Annotated in this window: 12 protein-coding genes; 5 read left to right on the plus strand and 7 right to left on the minus strand. The window is 68.0% G+C overall.

The window, feature by feature from the left end:
- The first annotated feature begins 165 nt into the window (after positions 1 to 165).
- From ASD59_RS01295 to gyrB, 3 genes are all read left to right on the plus strand, one after another.
- Complete coding sequence (locus ASD59_RS01295; protein WP_156376878.1) at positions 166 to 465, plus strand: hypothetical protein; 300 nt, start codon at positions 166 to 168, stop codon at positions 463 to 465.
- Entirely contained in the window at positions 462 to 1,610 is a 1,149-nt protein-coding gene (gene recF, locus ASD59_RS01300; RefSeq protein ID WP_055827145.1) for a DNA replication/repair protein RecF, read from the plus strand. Before ASD59_RS01295 ends, recF begins: the two co-directional genes overlap by 4 nt.
- Before the next feature lie 175 nt (positions 1,611 to 1,785).
- Positions 1,786 to 4,224 (plus strand): DNA topoisomerase (ATP-hydrolyzing) subunit B, encoded by a 2,439-nt coding sequence (gyrB, locus tag ASD59_RS01305; protein WP_055827150.1) that lies wholly within the window; start codon positions 1,786 to 1,788, stop codon positions 4,222 to 4,224.
- 3 nt (positions 4,225 to 4,227) lie between these two features.
- Here gyrB and ASD59_RS01310 read toward each other — a convergent pair whose 3' ends face one another.
- Together ASD59_RS01310 and ASD59_RS01315 are read right to left on the minus strand one after the other, a co-directional pair.
- Positions 4,228 to 4,665, minus strand: coding sequence for a surface-adhesin E family protein (locus tag ASD59_RS01310; RefSeq protein ID WP_055827153.1), 438 nt, complete (start codon positions 4,663 to 4,665; stop codon positions 4,228 to 4,230).
- Positions 4,666 to 4,737: 72 nt separating this feature from the next.
- Positions 4,738 to 5,913, minus strand: a complete 1,176-nt coding sequence (locus ASD59_RS01315; protein ID WP_055827156.1) for a DNA cytosine methyltransferase — start codon at positions 5,911 to 5,913, stop codon at positions 4,738 to 4,740.
- A 414-nt stretch (positions 5,914 to 6,327) separates the two neighbouring features.
- Here ASD59_RS01315 and ASD59_RS01320 point away from each other — a divergent pair, with 414 nt between their 5' ends.
- Together ASD59_RS01320 and ASD59_RS01325 are read left to right on the plus strand one after the other, a co-directional pair.
- A complete protein-coding gene (locus ASD59_RS01320) occupies positions 6,328 to 12,135 on the plus strand; it encodes a HAMP domain-containing protein (protein WP_055827157.1) in 5,808 nt (1,935 codons plus the stop codon).
- Positions 12,135 to 14,168, plus strand: a complete 2,034-nt coding sequence (locus ASD59_RS01325) for a response regulator (protein ID WP_055827161.1) — start codon at positions 12,135 to 12,137, stop codon at positions 14,166 to 14,168. Before ASD59_RS01320 ends, ASD59_RS01325 begins: the two co-directional genes overlap by 1 nt.
- On the opposite strand, the gene ASD59_RS01330 is transcribed toward ASD59_RS01325, so the two are convergent.
- The 5 genes from ASD59_RS01330 to ASD59_RS01350 form a co-directional block, all read right to left on the minus strand.
- Positions 14,156 to 14,719: a dihydrofolate reductase family protein gene (locus ASD59_RS01330; protein ID WP_055827164.1), complete on the minus strand. Its 564-nt coding sequence runs from the start codon at positions 14,717 to 14,719 to the stop codon at positions 14,156 to 14,158. The genes ASD59_RS01325 and ASD59_RS01330 overlap by 13 nt on opposite strands.
- Before the next feature lie 70 nt (positions 14,720 to 14,789).
- Entirely contained in the window at positions 14,790 to 15,323 is a 534-nt protein-coding gene (locus ASD59_RS01335; RefSeq protein ID WP_055827167.1) for an SRPBCC family protein, read from the minus strand.
- Entirely contained in the window at positions 15,320 to 15,685 is a 366-nt protein-coding gene (locus tag ASD59_RS01340; RefSeq protein WP_055827169.1) for an ArsR/SmtB family transcription factor, read from the minus strand. The genes ASD59_RS01335 and ASD59_RS01340 overlap by 4 nt, the downstream gene beginning before the upstream one ends.
- A 226-nt stretch (positions 15,686 to 15,911) precedes the next feature.
- Positions 15,912 to 17,249, minus strand: a complete 1,338-nt coding sequence (locus ASD59_RS01345; protein WP_055827172.1) for a serine hydrolase domain-containing protein — start codon at positions 17,247 to 17,249, stop codon at positions 15,912 to 15,914.
- On the minus strand, positions 17,249 to 17,512 hold the full coding sequence (locus tag ASD59_RS01350; protein ID WP_055827175.1) for a DUF1272 domain-containing protein: 264 nt from the start codon (positions 17,510 to 17,512) through the stop codon (positions 17,249 to 17,251). The genes ASD59_RS01345 and ASD59_RS01350 overlap by 1 nt, the downstream gene beginning before the upstream one ends.
- Positions 17,513 to 17,647 lie beyond the last annotated feature (135 nt).

A 17,647-nucleotide genomic window follows, 5' to 3' on the forward strand; every position in this document is an offset into this window, starting at 1 on the left:
CCATGGCCGGAGCGTTTCATTCCGGGGTCAGGCCTGAAGCAAGCTGTCTTGACCGGGGCGGTGATGTTCATCCCGGTAGTGTTCGCCGCGACGTTTCTCCTGAGGGGATCTGATGCTCTCGGTCGACCGTTGGCTCCGTTCCAAGCTCTCTTCTTGATATGTGTATTGGCGTTGTCGATCGGCTTGGTCGTTTGGCGCACCATGGTGCCGCCGTCCCTTCTTCTCACGGCTGATGGGCTCGCTGATCCCGGCCGAAGGAAAATCTTCCCTTGGCGCGAAATGAGCCCGGCACGTCTGGTCCGACCAGCCTGGTGGTTGTTCATGCCCATGATTCGATTTGAGCGACTCGAAGGCGGCAAGAATCGCGCGGTGTATGTGCCCGATATCTACGGGCCGGCATTGGCCGAGGTGATGCGCGATCTGGAGGCTTCGCGGATCAGAGGTGTGGCGCACGAGCGCCAATGATCACCTCCCTCACCCTCACCGATTTCCGCTCCTACGCAGCGGCCACCCTGCCGATCGCGGCGGGGTCGGTGGTGCTCCACGGCCCCAACGGCGCCGGCAAGACCAATCTACTGGAGGCGCTCAGCCTGTTCACCCCCGGCAAGGGGCTGCGTGGGGCCACGGCGCCCGAGATGGGCCGGCGCGAACCCGGCGAGGCGACCGGCCGCGCCTGGGCCGTCGCCGCCGTCCTGACCGACGGCGAGGGCGAGACGAAGCTGGGCACCGGCGTCCAGTCCGCCGGCGCCGCCCGCCGCATCGTCCGCATCGACGGCGAGACGGCCCAGCCCGGCCGCCTGCTGGACCATCTGCGCCCCGTCTGGGCCACGCCCGAACAGGACCGGCTGTTCTCTGACGCCCGCGCCGCGCGCCTGCGCTTCTTCGACCGGCTGGTCTTCGCCGCCGACCCTGCCCACGCCGCCTCGGTCTCGGCCTATGAGAAGGCCCTGCGCGAGCGGCTGCGCCTGCTGACCGAGGGGGCCCCCAACGAAAGCGGGATGAACCGCGCCGCCGACCCGCTGTGGCTCGACGCGCTGGAAATCCGGCTGGGCGAGGCCGGGGCCGCCGCCGCCCACGCCCGCGCCGCCGCCCTGACCACCCTCCAGTCGGCCATCGACGCCCGCTCCGACCGGCCCTTCCCTCAGGCCGACCTGGGCCTGACTGGCGAGGCCGAGATGCAGGCGGCCGAAGGCGCCGACGAAGCCGCCATCGCCGCCGTCATCCGCGACGGCATGGTCCGTTCCCGCGCCCGCGACGCCGCCGCCGGCCGCTCGCTGTACGGCCCGCACCGCTCCGACCTGACCGCCCTGCACCGCGAGAAGAACCGCCCCGCCGCCGAGGGCTCCTCGGGCGAGCAGAAGGCCCTGGTGCTGAACCTGATCCTCGCCCAGATCGCCCGTCTGGCGGACCAGCCCGCGCCGCCTGTGCTGTTGCTCGACGAAGCGCCGGCCCACCTCGACACGGCCCGCCGCGCCGCCCTGTTCGACGAGATCGAGGCCTTGGGTCTGCAGGCCTTCATGACCGGCACCGAGGCCGAATTGTTCGCCCCGTTGCGCGGCCGGGCGCAGTTCGTGCGGGTGGCGGACGGCGGGTTCGCGGCGGAAGGCTGAAACCCTCCGCGCGCGGCCCTTTCCAGCGTCGCTTTTCCTCGCAATTCCGCCCGGATTTCCTATATGTTGCGGGCATCGGCGCGGATCGGATTCGCGTCCTGAAAACCGTCCGTTCAAGGCGGCCGAACCGCCGCCTTCCGAAGCCCTCCGCGAGGGCGTTTCACCGACCGAATATATGACCGACAACACCGAGACCGCGCGCAACGTCGACACCGCCGAAGAGGCCGCCTACGGCGCCGATTCCATCAAGGTCCTCAAGGGCCTGGACGCGGTGCGCAAACGCCCCGGCATGTATATCGGCGACACCGACGACGGCTCGGGCCTGCACCACATGGTCTATGAGGTGGTCGACAACGCCATCGACGAGGCCCTCGCCGGCCACGCCGACCTGGTCCAGGTCATCCTCAACGCCGACGGCTCGGTCACCGTGACCGACAACGGCCGCGGCATCCCCACCGACATCCACGGCGAGGAGGGCGTCTCGGCGGCGGAGGTCATCATGACCCAGCTGCACGCGGGCGGGAAATTCGACCAGAATTCCTACAAGGTCTCGGGCGGCCTGCACGGCGTCGGCGTCTCGGTCGTCAACGCCCTCAGCGACTGGCTGAAGCTGGTCATCTACCGCAACGGCAAACGCCACGAGATGCGCTTCGAGCGCGGCGACACGGTCGAGAGCCTGCGTGTCACCGGCGACGCCCCGTTGCGCGACAACGGCAAGGTCCTGTCGGGCACAGAGGTCACCTTCTATCCGTCGGTGACGACCTTCGCCCACATCGACTTCGATCTGAAGACGCTGGAGCACCGCCTGCGCGAGCTGGCCTTCCTCAACTCGGGCGTGGTCATCAAGCTGCAGGACCATCGCGGGGCCGATCCGTTCGAGGAAATCCTGCACTACGAGGGCGGGGTCGAGGCCTTCGTGCGCCACCTGGACAAGTCCAAGTCGCCCATCCTCAAGGACGTCATCGTCATCCGCGGCAAGAAGGAAGGGATCGAGATCGATCTCGCCCTGTGGTGGAACGACAGCTACCACGAGACCATGCTGTGCTTCACCAACAACATCCCCCAGCGGGATGGAGGCACCCACCTCTCGGCCTTCCGCGCCAGCCTGACGCGGGTCATGGGCGGCTATATCGACGCCGCCGGCGCGGCCAAGCGCGAGAAGGTCTCGGTTTCGGGCGAGGACGCCCGCGAAGGCCTGACCTGCGTCCTGTCGGTCAAGGTTCCGGATCCGAAATTCTCCTCCCAGACCAAGGACAAGCTGGTCTCGTCAGAGGTGCGCCCGGCGGTGGAAGGGCTGTGCTCCGAAGGCCTGTCGACCTGGTTCGAGGAACACCCCGTCGAGGCCAAGGCCGTGGTCGCCAAGATCATCGAGGCCGCCGCCGCCCGCGAGGCCGCGCGCAAGGCCCGCGACCTGACCCGGCGCAAGACCTCGATGGACATGGCCTCCCTGCCCGGCAAGCTGGCCGACTGTCAGGAACGCGATCCCGCCAAGTCCGAACTGTTCATCGTCGAGGGCGACAGCGCCGGCGGCTCGGCCAAACAGGCCCGCAACCGCGAGAACCAGGCCGTCCTGCCCTTGCGCGGCAAGATCCTGAACGTCGAGCGCGCGCGCTTCGACCGCATGCTGTCGTCGGAGCTGATCGGCACCCTGATCATGGCGCTGGGCACCGGCATCGGCCGCGACGACTTCAACGCCGACAAGCTGCGCTATCACAAGATCATCCTGATGGCCGACGCCGACGTCGACGGCGCCCACATCCGGACCCTGCTGCTGACCTTTTTCTATCGCCAGATGCCCGAGTTGATCGAGCGCGGGCACGTCTATATCGCCCAGCCGCCGCTCTACAAGGTCGCCAAGGGCAAGCAGTCCCGCTACCTCAAGGACCAGTCCGAGATGGACTCCTACCTCATTGAGGAGGGGTCGTCCGAGGCCGAACTGGACCTGCCGACCGGCGAGCGCCGCACCGGCCTGGACCTGCAGTCCCTGGTGCGCGAGGCCAAGGCCTTCAAGGCCGGCGTCGACCGTCTGTCTCAGCGCGCCCCGGCCTTCGCTATCGAACAGTCCGCCCTGGCCGGCCTGTTCGATGAAGACGCGTCCGATCCGGCGAAGGCCGCCGCCCGCCTGAACCTCTATGCCGAGGAAGGCGACGGCGACTGGACCGGCGAGCCCGGAGCGCAGGGGGCCGTGGCCTTCGAGCGCGTGCGCCGCGCCGTGACCGAACGCATCGTGCTGGAAGAGGCCCTGATCCGCTCGCTGGACGCCCGCCGTCTGGCCGAACGCTCGGCCGCCTTCGAGGGTCTGTTCGACAAGCCGGCCATCTTCCGCCGCAAGGACAAGGTGGTCACCGTCCGCGGTCCGCTGGACCTGCTGGAAGCTGTCCTCGACGCCGGCAAGAAGGGCATCGCCATCCAGCGCTACAAGGGCCTGGGCGAGATGAACCCGGAACAGCTGTGGGAGACCACCCTGGACGTCAACGCCCGCACCCTGCTGAAGGTGCAGGTCGAGCATCAGGAGGATGCGTCGGATCTGTTCGCCAAGCTGATGGGCGACGTGGTCGAGCCGCGCCGCGAGTTCATCCAGGCCAACGCCCTGGACGCCGCCGTCGACGCCTAGGATTCAGTTCCGTCCGGCGTCGACGAACGCCTTGATGTTGGGCCAGGTCGGCGGCTGGGCGCGCGTACCCTTGCAGACGATATCGTTGAGGAACTGGGGCGAGGTGTTGGGACGAACGTCCTCCCAGGCCGCCCCCTCCTCGGGATAGCGGTCCGCTTCCGCGCCGTCGGGACCGTATTCGATCACGCCGGCGGTGCGCCATTTGCCGGTGGCGCACTGGATTTCATAGGTCTCCACCGAATGGCTGTAGTCGCCCGGCGTCCCGGTCCTCGGCGCCGTGGCCACGTGAACGGTGGTGATGTCGCCATTGGCCACGATGCTGTCGACGTCGGCCATGAAGACGTTGTTCTGGCTGCGCGAGAAGGGATGCCAATTCTCGGCCGCCGCCGGCGTGGCCGCTCCCGCCGCCAGAACCGCAAGGCTTAGTGCAAGATATTTCACGATGATCTCCCCAGACCCCTGCACCGCATGATGCTCCGCTGCGCGGCTTTGGCAAGAGGCTGTGGGCGTGGATCAGGCCGCGCGGCGCGCGCCCCCCGCGGCATCGAGGATCGGTTCGAACAGCCATTCCGCCAGATGCCGCACGACGGGAACGGCGACCCCGTCTCCGGTCAGCCGGTATGCGGCGCTGCCGGACTCCGGCAGGCGGTAGCGGTCGGCCAGCCCCATCAGTCGCGCCGTCTCGCGCGGCGACATCAGGCGCGAGCGAATCTCGCCCCGATCGATGACCAGCACCGTCTGGCGACTTGACCCGCCCGCCGGGGTGCGCAGGCAGCCGGCGATGTCGAAGCGCACTTCCGCCCGCTGCAGCTTGCCGCCGTCGGCGCCCCGGCGGGTCCGCCGGTACAGCGCCCCGACGCGCCGACCGCCGTCGCCGCGGGCCTGCTCGACCTTGGCCAGATTGACCGGCGACATCAGGGCCAGCAGCCGCGCGGTCCGTTCGGGCGGACTCCAGGGCATATCAGCCGGATCGTCCTCGATCAGCGCCGCCAGGTCGGCCGGCCGCGCACCCGGCTCGGGCAGCCGCCACCAGACCATCCGGCCGCGCAGGCTCTCGGGCAGCCGGTCGACGGCGCGGCGCAGGGCGGCCGGATGAAACGGCGCGAGCGGCGCCAGCGCGGTCAGGCCGGACGGCGCCGGCAGATCGCCCCGCACGCCGACCACGAACAGCCGCGGCCGCGACTGGGGCAGGAACCGGTCGGCATTGATGATCAGGGCGCCCCAGCGGTAGCCCGCCTCGACATAGGTCCGGCAAACCGCCTCGAAATCCCGGCCGCCCCGCGAGGTCAGCGTGCCGCACACATTCTCGACCGCCACGATCGCCGGCGCCCGTCCGTCGGCCGCCAGCCCCCGGACCACGTCCCAGAAGGCGTGGAAGGTGCCCGAGCGCCGTCCGCCCAGGCCGGCTCCCGCACCGGCCAGCGACAGGTCCTGGCACGGAAACGAGCCCCACATCAGATCGGCCGCGCCCGGCAGATCGCTCGCGGCCACGGCGCCGATGTCGCCGAGGTGGAAATCGCCGTCGCCCCAGTTGGCGCGATAGGCCTGACCCTTCCCGGCGTCGATGTCGTTGGCGAACAGGCAGCGCCAGCCCTCGCCCAGCCCGGCCCGGACCATGCCGCCGCCTGCGAAGAACTCATAGAATCCGGGGCGACCGTCGGCCGGCGTTTCAGGGCGCGATTCGCTCATGATCCGACGCTGACGCCCCGGCGTCCCGAAGTCCACCGGAAGGGCGGCATCGCCCGCCTGTCATCGGGGCGATCCGGGCTTCCCCGCGCGGCGCCGGCATCAGGTTGATCAGCAGGGGCGCCACGCCCATCAGAAGAAACGCGGCGGCGAAGGCCAGGAGGAGACCGTCTCCGGTCCTGCGCCAGCGGTGCGTACGCCTCGCGCGCGACGCTGGCGTCCCGGGCCCGATTGGCGCGTCAAAATATGTTCCGTCTGTCGGAACCGTTCCGGTTCCTCGCGGTTTTTTGCAGTTGGTTCGGGGGAAGCGGACGGAAGGTGGGCGGGGGCGCGGCGATCGCGAAAGCGGGACCGCCTTCTTGCCGCCAGACGGCCGACGGAGCCTTCGGACGGTTGCCCCTGAGCTGAAGGTGAAAGATGTCGCTTGCCGCCGCCGTAGAGCCGAACCTCGACAATCGACAGCTGCTGACAGCCCTGAGAGCGTTCCGGAGGGGTGACTTCTCGGTCCGCCTGCCCGGGGGACTGACCGGGATGGACGGCGACCTGGCGGAGGCCTTCAACGACGTCGTCGAACTGAACGACCGGATGAGCCGCGAATTCAGCCGTCTCGGCGAGGCTGTCGGCCGTCAGGGCAAGATCAACAATCGCGCCCGGGTCCCGGCGGCGACCGGCGCCTGGGCCGACAGCGTCGAGGCCGTCAACACCCTGATCGCCGACATGGTCCACCCGACGGCGGAAATGGCCCGGGTGATCGGCGCCGTGGCCAAGGGCGACCTGAGCCAGACCATGGACCTCGAGAACGAGGAACAGCCCCTGCGCGGCGAATTCCTGCGCATCGGCCGGGTCGTGAACACCATGGTGGGCCAGCTGGGCTCGTTCGCCTCGGAGGTGACGCGCGTCGCCCGCGAGGTCGGCACCGAGGGCAAGCTGGGCGGGCAGGCCAACGTCAAGGGCGTGGCCGGCACCTGGAAGGACCTGACCGACAACGTGAACTTCATGGCCGCCAACCTGACCGGTCAGGTGCGCAACATCGCCGAGGTGACCACCGCCGTGGCCAACGGCGACCTCAGCCGCAAGATCACCGTCGACGTGAAGGGCGAGGTGCTGGAGCTGAAGAACACCATCAACACCATGGTGGACCAGCTGAACTCCTTCGCCTCGGAAGTGACCCGGATGGCCCGCGAGGTCGGCACCGAGGGCAAGCTGGGCGGCCAGGCCAATGTGAAGGGTGTGGCCGGCACCTGGAAGGACCTGACCGACAATGTGAACTTCATGGCGGCCAACCTGACCGGTCAGGTGCGCAACATCGCCGAGGTGACCACCGCGGTGGCCAAGGGCGACCTGTCCAAGAAGATCACCGTCGACGTGAAGGGCGAGATTCTCGAACTGAAGTCGACCATCAACACCATGGTGGACCAGCTCAACGCCTTCGCCTCGGAGGTGACCCGCGTGGCGCGCGAAGTCGGCACCGAGGGCAAGCTGGGCGGCCAGGCCCAGGTCACGGGCGTCACCGGCGCCTGGAAGGATCTCACCGACAACGTCAACCTGATGGCCGACAACCTGACCGGCCAGGTTCGAAACATCGCCGAAGTGACCACCGCCGTGGCCAAGGGCGACCTGTCCAAGAAGATCACCGTGCAGGTCCGCGGCGAAGTGCTCGAGCTCAAGGACACCATCAACGTCATGGTGGACCAGCTCAACGCCTTCGCCTCGGAAGTGACGCGCGTGGCCAAGGAAGTGGGCACCGACGGCAAGCTCGGCGGCCAGGCCCAGGTGGAGGGCGTCACCGGCGCCTGGAAGGACCTGACCGACAATGTGAACCTGATGGCCGACAACCTGACGGGTCAGGTGCGCAACATCGCCGAGGTGACCACCGCCGTGGCCAACGGCGACCTGTCCAAGAAGATCACCGTCGACGTGAAGGGCGAAATCCTCGAGCTCAAATCGACCATCAACGTCATGGTGGACCAGCTGAATTCCTTCGCCTCGGAGGTGTCGCGCGTGGCGCGCGAGGTGGGCACCGAGGGCAAGCTGGGCGGCCAGGCGAACGTGAAGGGTGTCGGCGGCGCCTGGAAGGACCTGACCGACAACGTGAATTTCATGGCGGCCAACCTGACCGGCCAGGTGCGCAACATCGCCGAGGTGACCACCGCCGTGGCCAATGGCGACCTGTCCAAGAAGATCACCGTCGACGTGAAGGGCGAAATCCTCGAGCTCAAATCCACCATAAACGTCATGGTGGATCAGCTGAACGCCTTCGCCTCGGAAGTGACGCGCGTGGCTCGCGAGGTGGGCACGGAGGGCAATCTGGGCGGCCAGGCCCAGGTCACCGGCGTGACCGGCGCGTGGAAGGATCTCACCGACAACGTCAACCTGATGGCCGACAACCTGACCGGCCAGGTGCGCAACATCGCCGAGGTGACCACCGCCGTGGCCAACGGCGACCTGTCGAAGAAGATCACCGTCGACGTGAAGGGAGAAATCCTCGAGCTCAAGTCGACCATCAACACCATGGTGGACCAGCTCAACGCCTTCGCTTCCGAAGTGACGCGCGTGGCCCGCGAGGTGGGCACCGAGGGCAAGCTGGGCGGTCAGGCCCAGGTGAAGGGCGTGACCGGCACCTGGAAGGATCTGACCGACAATGTGAACTTCATGGCCGGCAACCTGACCGGCCAGGTGCGCAACATCGCCGAGGTGACCACCGCCGTGGCCAAGGGTGACCTGTCGAAGAAGATCACCGTCGATGTGAAGGGCGAGATCCTCGAGCTCAAGAACACCATCAACACCATGGTGGACCAGCTCAACGCCTTCGCCTCGGAAGTCACGCGCGTGGCCAAGGAGGTCGGCACCGAGGGCAAGCTGGGCGGCCAGGCGCGCGTGGAGGGCGTCGGCGGCACCTGGAAGGATCTGACCGACAATGTGAACTCCATGGCCGCCAACCTGACCGGTCAGGTGCGCGGAATCGCCGACGTCGTCACCGCGGTGGCCAACGGCGACCTGAAGCGGAAATTGACCGTGGACGCCAAGGGCGAGATCGCCTCCCTGGCCGACACCATCAACGGCATGATCGAGACCCTCGCCATCTTCGCCGACCAGGTCACCAACGTGGCCCGTGAGGTGGGGATCGAGGGCAAGCTGGGCGGCCAGGCCCGGGTGCCCGGCGCCGCCGGCCTGTGGCGCGACCTAACCGACAACGTGAACCAGCTGGCCGGCAACCTGACCACCCAAGTGCGCGCCATCGCCGAGGTTTCGACCGCGGTGACCAAGGGCGAGCTGACCCGCTCCATCACCGTCGAGGCCTCCGGCGAGGTCGCGGCGCTGAAGGACAACATCAACGAGATGATCCGGAACCTGAAGGATCAGACCCTCAAGAACACCGAGCAGGACTGGCTCAAGACCAACCTCGCCCGCTTCACCCGCATGCTGCAGGGCGAACGCGACCTGGCCACGGTGTCGAACATGGTGCTGTCGGAGCTGGCCCCGCTGATCAACGCCCAGCACGCGGTGTTCTACGTCTCGGACCGGGACGCTGGCGACGAACCCATCCTGGTCCTCGCCGCGGCCTACGCCGCGACCGAGCGCGAACAGCTGTCGCCGACCTTCCGCCTCGGCCAGAGCCTGATCGGCCAGTGCGCCAAGGAGAAGGAGCGCATCCTTCTGACCAACGTGCCGCAGGACTATGTCCAGATCGGCTCGGGTCTGGGAACCTCGGCGCCGCTGAACATCATCATCCTGCCGGCCCTGTTCGAGGGCGAGGTCAAGGCGGTGATCGAGCTGGCGACCTTCGGCGAGTTCTCGGAGACCCACCAGTCCTTCCTCAGCCAGCTGATGGAGTCGGTCGGCATCGTGCTCAGCACCATCGCCGCCAACATGCGCACCGAGGGGCTGCTGACCCAGTCCCAGCTGCTGACCGCCGAGCTTCAGGCCCAGCAGGACGAGCTGAAGTCCACCAACGACCGGCTGGAGCAGCAGGCGGCCTCCTTGCGCCAGTCCGAGGAACTGCTGCGCGCCAAACAGGAGGAACTGCAGCAATCCAACGCCGAACTGGAGGACAAGGCGGTCCTGCTGTCGGCCCAGAACCAGCAGGTGGAAGCCAAGAACCGCGAGGTCGAGCAGGCCCGTTTCGCGCTCGAGGAAAAGGCCGAACAGCTGGCCCTGACGTCGAAATACAAGTCGGAATTCCTGGCCAATATGAGCCACGAGCTGCGCACGCCGCTGAACAGCCTGCTGATCCTGTCCAAGATGCTGAGCGAGAACACCCAGGGCAATCTGACGCCCAAACAGGTGGAATTCTCGAGGAACATCCACGCCGCCGGTTCGGATCTGCTGGGCCTGATCAACGACATCCTCGACCTGTCCAAGATCGAGTCCGGCACCGTCACCCTGGACATCGGCGAGATGGCGCTGGAGTCCCTGCGCGACCAGATGCACCGCACCTTCGCCCAGATCGCCCAGGACAAGCGGCTGGACTTCTCGATCGACATCGACCCCGACCTGCCGCCGTCGATGTACACCGACGACAAGCGGCTGCTGCAGATCATCAAGAACCTGCTGTCCAACGCCTTCAAATTCACCGCCAACGGTTCGGTGCGCCTGCGCGTCGACCGGGTGGCCGAGGGCTGGAGCCCCGGCAACGAACACCTCAACAAGGCCGGCCAGGTCCTCGCCTTCTCGGTGCAGGACAGCGGCATCGGCATTCCCGAGGACAAGCAGCGCATCATCTTCGAGGCCTTCCAGCAGGCCGACGGCACCACCAGCCGCAAATACGGCGGCACGGGCCTGGGCCTGTCGATCAGCCGGGAGATCACCCGCACCCTCGGCGGCGAACTCAAGGTCGAGAGCGAACCCGGCCAGGGCAGCACCTTCACCCTGTTCCTGCCGCTGAACTTCAGCCCGACGGCGGCCGCCGCCGGCCCCTCGGCCCGGGAGGCGTCCCGCGCCGTCATGGTGCGGACCGCGTCCGAGGAGGAGGTGGTGGAAACCATCGAGCCCGTGGCGGATGACCGCGACACGGTTGCGCCCGGCGATCCGGTGATCCTGATCGTCGAGGACGATCCCCGCTTCGGCGCCATCCTTCTGGCTCTCGTCCGCGACAGCGGCTTCAAGGGGGTGATCACCCATGAGGGCATTGCGGCGACCGCCTTGGCCCGCCGCTACGGACCCCAGGCGATCATGCTGGATGTCGGACTTCCCGACATGGACGGCCTGGCCCTTCTGGACCTACTGAAGCGGACTCCCGAGACGCGCCACATCCCGGTCCATGTCATCTCGGCCCACGACCATGCCGGCCTCGGCCTGTCGATCGGCGCCTTCGGCTTCACCGCCAAGCCGATCGACCGCGAAGGCGTGGTCGCGAGCCTCGACGAGGTGAAGAAATTCGTCTCGACCGCCAACCGGCGCCTCATCCTGGTCGGGCCCGCCGGCGAGGCCCAGGCCCTGCTGAAATCCGCCTTCGGCTCCGTCGTCCGGGTCGAGGCGCTCAAGGGTCTGGCGAGGACGAAGATCAAGCCCGCCGACAGCCTGATCATCGACGCCTCCGCCGCGCCGATCCCCGAATTGGTGGAATGGCTGAAGGCGGCCGACCGTCCCGCGGTGATCTACGCCGGCGACAGCCTGTCGTCCCTGGACGAGCGCCGGCTGCGGCTGGCGGTCTTCGCCGGCCATGCGCGCCTGGCCCGCACGCCGGAACAGCTGGTGGAGCAGGCCACCCTGCTGCTGCACGAGCCCACCGATCGCCTGTCGGAAACGGCCCGCATCACCCTGGCCCAGACGCGCAAGGAAGACGCCATCCTGACCGGCCGAACGGCCCTGGTCATCGACGACGACATCCGCAACATCTTCTCCATGGCCAGCGCCCTGGAGGAGTTCGGCGTCGACCTGCTCTATGCCGAAAGCGGCCGCGCGGGCCTCGACCTGCTGGCCCAGCATCCCGAGACCGACGTCATCCTGGTCGACATCATGATGCCGGACATGGACGGCTACGAGACCATGCGTGAGATCCGCTCGCTTTCGAACTTCGCCCGCATCCCGATCATTGCGGTGACCGCCAAGGCGATGAAGGGCGACCGGCAGAAATGCATCCAGGCCGGGGCCTCGGACTATGTCTCCAAGCCGGTCGACATCGACTATCTGATCTCGGTCATGCGGGTCTCGATCCAGCGGGCCGACGCCGGCCGCATGTCGGCCTTCGAGCAGTCCGCGCTTCCCGCCCCGGCGGCGATCTGATGGGCCGTCAAACCAGAACGAAACCGAAGCCGCTGACGGCGCGCGTCCTCATCGTCGACGACGACGAACGCAACGCCTTCGCCGCCTCGGAGGCGCTGGAGGTGCTGGGCCACGAACTGGTCATCGCCCGCTCGGGCGAGGAGGCGCTGCGGCTGCTGCTGCATCAGGAATTCGCGGTCATCCTGCTGGACCTGCACATGCCCGGCATGGACGGCTACGAGACCGCCAGACTGATCCGCGAACACCCCCGCACGCGCGACACGCCGATCGTCTTCGTCACCGCCGTGTTCCGCGACGAAGCCCACATCTTCCAGGCCTATACCGCCGGCGCCGTCGATGTGGTGTTCAAGCCGGTCGACCCCTTCATCCTGCGCTCCAAGGTGGCGATCCTGGTCGAGTTGCACCTCAAGACGCTGGAGGTGCGCCGTCAGGCCGAGGAACAGCACGCCCTGCTGGAGGCCAACGCCCGCATCACCGAGGAAAAGCTGGCTGCGGAACTGGCCCTGCGCGAGACGCGGGAACGGCAGGACACCATCCTGAAATCCCTGCCCGTGGTCTTCACCTCGCGCGCCAGCGCCCATCCGTTCGGCGCCCTGTTCGTCAGCGACAGCATTGCGCCCCTGACGGGCTTCGCCCCCAGCCGGTTCGTGGATGAGCCGGAAATCGGTCTCGGCCGCATCCACCCCGACGACGTCGCGGGCGTGATCAACTGCCTGATGCAGGCCTCCACAAGCGGGGCCTATGCCTGCGAATACCGCTGGCAGTGTTCCGACGGGACTTGGCGCACCTTCCTCGACCAGGGCGTCTGGGTGCCCGACGCCAACGGCGGGGAGGGGGAGATTCTCGGCACCCTGCTGGACGTCACCGACCGCCGACAGCTCGAGGAGCATCTGGCCCAGGCGCGCAAGATGGAGGCGGTGGGCCAGCTGACGGGCGGGGTCGCCCACGACTTCAACAATCTGCTGACGGTGGTGCTGGGCAACGCCGACATCCTGCTGCGCCGGCTCGGCGACGACGAGCCGCGGATCACGCGCCAGCTGTCCGCCATCCGTTCTGCGGCCGAGCGCGGCCAGACCCTGACCCGCCAGCTGCTGGCCTTCTCGCGCCGGCAGCAGCTCAACCCGCAGGTCATCGACCTGAACGCCCTGATCCGCGGCTTCGCCCCGCTGATGCAGCAGGCGGTGGGCGAGGGGATCACCATCGCCCTGGAACTGCACGGCGATCCGCTGCACGCCTCGATCGATCCCACCCATCTGGAGACCGCCCTGCTGAACCTGGCGGTCAACGCCCGCGACGCCATGGAGGGGGACGGCCGGCTGGTCGTGGCCACTTCGGCGGTGACGGACGACGAGGCGCAACCCATGGCGCGCATCCTGGTCGGCGACACCGGTCCGGGTATGGCGGAGGACGTCGCCCAGCGGGTGTTCGAGCCCTTCTACACCACCAAGGAAGTCGGCCGGGGAACGGGTCTGGGCCTGTCGCAGGTCTATGGTTTCGTCAGCCAGTCCGGCGGCCGCATCGACGTGTCGGCCACGCCCGGAGAGGGCGCCGTCTTCGAACTGATGCTGCCCCTCACCGATGAGGCGCCCGCCGCCGCGGCGGCCGAGATCGAGGCTGCCAAGGTCGAGGCCGGCTCGGAACGGGTGCTGATCGTCGAGGACGATCCGGCGGTGCTGAGCCTGTGCCTGGATATGCTGACCAGCCTCGGCTACCGCTGCGACGTCGCGTCGGACGCGGGCGGGGCCCTGCATCGGCTGGACAGCGACCCGGACTACGACCTGCTGTTTTCCGACGTGATCATGCCCGGCGGGATGAACGGCATCGAGCTGGCGCAGAAGGCGCAACAGCGCCATCCCGATCTGAAGGTGCTGCTGACCTCCGGCTACCTTGGCGAAACCGGCAACCAGATGCAGCACGACTTCCCGCTGATCGACAAACCCTACCAGTGCGCCGAACTGGCCAGCCGCCTGCGTGCGGTGCTGGGCGCCCCGGCCATGGCCGAAGCGCCCGCTGCGGGGCGTCAGGTCCGGTAGGTCAGGACCACCCGGCCCTCCTGCGTCGCCCGGCTGCCGGCCAGCGTCAGCTCGAGGGGCTTCTTCAGTCCGCCGAAAAGGGACTGGCCTCCGCCCAGCGCGATCGGATGAACGATCAGCCGCAGCTCGTCGATCAGGCCCTCATTGAGGAGATTGCGGACCAGGGTGGCTCCGCCAGCGACGTAGATGTTTTTCCCCGGCTCAGCCTTGATGGCGGCGAGGGTCTTCAGGTCTCGCACGATCCGCGCATTGGGCCATGGCGCTTCCTGAAGTGTGCGGGACATCACCACATGAGGCGTCCTGCTGGCCTGCTCGGCATAGGCGATCTCGGGCGGAGTGGGAGGGCGCTCCATGAAGGGCGCGAGGGCCTTGGGATCCCGGTGGATCGCCTCCCAGAACATGCCGTAGCCGGGATACATGCCGGCGCCGATGACGAAGACGTCGACATCGTCGATCAGGCCAAGGGCGTCCGCCCAGCTGCTGACCCAGTCCTGCTCGCCTTCCGGCCCCCGGGTGTAGCCGTCCAGCGAGACTTGAAGGGCCGCGATCATGGTTCTCGAAGCGTGCGCCAAAATGGCCTCCGTCGTCTGGTCCGGCCGCTCAGCAACCCGGATTCTCGGGTCAGGCGGAGATGCGGTCCGCGTATTCGGCCTTCAGGCTGTGCCATCGATCCCAGAAGGGATCGGCCTGCCCGCCCCTGAGGCGAATCCCCAGCAGGTCGAGATGGGCGTGCCATCCCGCGCCGATGTTCAACAGCGTCGCCCGGTCGGTCAGGCGGTGATGGGTCAGCGTCAGGATTACGTCGTCGCCGCTGGCTTCCAGGTCGAAGGTCACGCCGCCCGTCGAGCCCCAGGTGATGGCCAGCCGGGTCGGAGCCTGAAGTTCGGTGATCGTTCCTTCCAGACGGTGTTCCTCGGGCGCGCCGGCCGGCCGGGCGCCGGAGGGGTCGGTCAGTTCGTCATTGCGCCAGATGAACTGGAAGCTCCCGCCCATGGTCAGGTCCATCGCGCCCGCCGCCAGCCATTGCCGGCGCAGGTCGGCCTCGGTGAGATAGTCCCACACCCGCTCGATCGGTCCCGGGAGCAGCCGCTGGATGGTCAGGGTCATGGGTTCTGTCACGACGCCATAGGCGTCCTTGCTCGCGAGCCGGCTCATTGATCGTCTCCTTGTCGGGGTTTGGAAGTTGCCGCGCGCTCCTGTCGAAGCAGCCCGTCCAGCACGGACAGTCGGTCGGTCCAGAACCGCTCGTAGAAGCCCAGCCATTCATTGGCGCTGGCCAGCGGTCCCGGGTTCAGGCTGCAGACGTGCTGTCGTCCCCGTATTTCGCGCCGAACCAGCCCGGCTCTCTCCAGAACCTTGATGTGTTTGGACGCGGCGTTCAGGGACATCGAGAAGGGGTCGGCTAACTGGCCGACCGTGCGCTCGCCGTCGGCGAGGGCGCGGATCATCTGCCGTCTCGTGCCGTCGCCCAGGGCGTGGAAGACGTGATCCAGCGGTGTCTGCTGATGTTCAACCATGTGGTTGAGATTACGCGGGGGATTCCGAACAGTCAACCGTATGGTTGATCATTTTTCCGCATGCCCAAAGGTCACGCGGCCCGCAGTCTTCTACAGGTGCGACGTCCTTATGCCGGGGCCCACAGGCAGTCGGCGGCGAGGGCGTAGCCCTTGCCCTGCACCGTCTGGATCAGATCCGGATGAAGGGCGCGCCGGGCCGGGCCGCCTTCGATGGCCAAGCATTCGGTCACCCGCCGACCGAGGCTCGGGCCGGGGATGTTGAACCAAGGTCCTCTGCGATCGCCCGGCGGACGTCGTTGACGATGGGCGTGTGATCGGTGGGAAACTGCTGGACCATGACGACGGCGGCCAGGCCGGACTCGGGATCGATCCAGGCGGTCGTCCCGGCCGCGCCGTAGTGGCCATACGAGCCCGCCCGCAACCCGCCGGGCGCCGGATCGTCGCGCAGCCGCACATAGCCGCCGAAGCCATGACCCTGGCCGTCGAAGCCGGTGACCGCCTCGGGCAGGATGTTGGTGTGGATCAGCCGCGCGGTCTCGGGGCGCATGACCCGCCGGTCTCCGACGCGCCCCTCGTCGAGCAGCATGGTCAGGAACCGGAGATAGTCGCGCGTGCTGGATAGCAGCCCCGCGCCCCCCGCGAACAGGGTTACGGGCTGCGCATAGGCGGTGGTCGCCGGGCTGTCGATGCGGATCGGCCCGGAGGCGGTGAAGGCGTAGAAGGACGCGAAGCGGTCGGCCTTGTCCGCAGGCAGCCGCCAGTCGGTGTCGGGCATGCCGATCGGGTCCAGCAGGCGCGTCCGGACGAAGGCTTCGAAACTCATTCCGCTGACGCGCTGGATCACCAGACCGAGCACGTCGAGCGAGACGCCGTATTCGTAGGCGGTCCCGGGCTGGAACAGCCGGGGGATGTCCGCCAGCCGCGCGACCATCTGCTCCAGATCCGCGGCCTTGGGACCGTCGATCGCGGGCCGCGGATCGATGGTGGCGCCCGTCGACGGGAAGATCCCGGCCCGGCGATAGGCCATGTGAACCGGGCCCGCGCCCGAGAAATGATAGGTCAGTCCGGAGGTGTGGGTGAGCAGGTGACGGATCGTCATCGGCCGTTCGAGGGCCGTCCCCTCCAGTCCTTCGCCCGGATTGACCGCGACCTTGAGGGCCCGGAATTCCGGAATGATCTCGACGACCGGTTGATCCAGATGCAGGCGTCCGTCCTCGATCAGAAGCGCGCACGCCGCCCCAGTGATCAGCTTGGTCAGGGAGTAGATTCTGAAGATCGTCCGATCGTCGACCGGCGTCGGATCGTCGAAGGCGAGGGCCCCTGCGCGGACATAGGCGGGACCGGAGGTTCCGTGCCGCAGTCCGACCGTCGCGCCCGGGAGCCGACGGGCGGTGACATAGCCGTCGACGACCGCCTGGCAGTGTTCAAACGTCAGCGCGGCGTCCCGGGTCGCCGCGCTGACAGCGCCCGGCTTCACAGCGCCGATCATGAGCATGGCCGCGGCGCCGTTCATCCACTGGCGCCTGTCGGGCTGGACCGCCCATGTCGCGTGCGGAGGCTTCATCAGGCCGCTCCCGCAGCGCCCGGCGCGCAGCGCCGGTCGTCCCGCAGGACGCGTTTGAGCGACACGGGGACCTTGAGCAGGGCCGCCGCCGGCCGCGTGGGCCGCAGGACCAGATCGCCGCCGCAGTTCGGGCAGGCGCCAGCGAACGCGACCTCGGCGCAGGCCGCGCAGAAGGTGCATTCGAACGTGCAGATCCGCGCCTCCGGGTCCCCGTTCGCGAGGTCCCGGTCACAGCATTCGCAATTGGGCCGCATCTCCAGCATCGGACTTTCCTGCTGCGCCGCTGAACCGGCCGGCGCGCCAAAACCGCCTGTTCTTGAACCGGGAAACCGCCCTCGCGCTTCCATGTTTCGGCTAAGTTTCACGGGCTCGCCGGGATGGCCGGCGAGGTGGCGGTT

Origin of the sequence: Brevundimonas sp. Root608 (genome assembly GCF_001427825.1) — a bacterium.
In the GTDB taxonomy this organism is placed as follows: Bacteria; Pseudomonadota; Alphaproteobacteria; order Caulobacterales; family Caulobacteraceae; genus Brevundimonas.